Below are 756 nucleotides of genomic sequence, written 5' to 3' on the forward strand. Positions count from 1 at the left end.
GAAAAATCGCTATTTCTATTCGTGCCTACCATGACCGTACTGGTGAAGCGACTCGCGAAGCAGCGGGCAACCAGATTGTATTGCGACATCGCCCTCTTGGCATAATGGCGGTGTTTGGGCCATATAACTTCCCTGGTCACTTACCGAATGGCCACATCGTTCCTGCCTTGCTAGCGGGGAACACAGTTGTGTTCAAACCATCTGAGCAAACGCCTTGGACTGGTGAGCTAGCTATGAAATTGTGGGAAGACGCGGGTTTACCAAAAGGCGTGATCAACCTTGTTCAAGGTGCGAAGGAAACCGGTATTGCGTTGGCTGATGCGAAAGGTATTGATGGCATTCTGTTTACGGGCAGTGCGAACACGGGTCACATTCTGCATCGTCAGTTTGCAGGTCAACCAGGCAAGATGTTAGCGCTAGAAATGGGCGGCAACAACCCGATGGTCATCTCTGATAACTACGGTGATTTGGATGCAACGGTGTACACCATCATCCAATCGGCATTCATCAGTGCTGGTCAACGTTGTACTTGTGCTCGTCGTCTATACGTGCCGTTTGGTGAGAAAGGGGATGCTCTGATCACTAAGCTGGTGGAAGCGACGAAAAACATTCGCATGGATCAACCATTCGCAGAACCTGCGCCATTTATGGGCCCACAAATCTCTGTGGCTGCGGCGAAGTTCATACTTGATGCGCAAGCAAACCTGCAATCTCTAGGCGGTGAAAGCTTAATTGAAGCGAAAGCAGGAGAGGCAG

1 protein-coding gene is annotated in these 756 nt (G+C 50.5%); it reads left to right on the forward strand.

Features of this window, described 5'->3' with window-relative positions; translation table 11 throughout:
* The coding region (locus tag R7Q48_RS26910; RefSeq protein WP_318133302.1) for an aldehyde dehydrogenase family protein at positions 1–756 on the forward strand (756 nt) is incomplete at both ends.

It is taken from the genome of Vibrio sp. 378 (genome assembly GCF_033339435.1).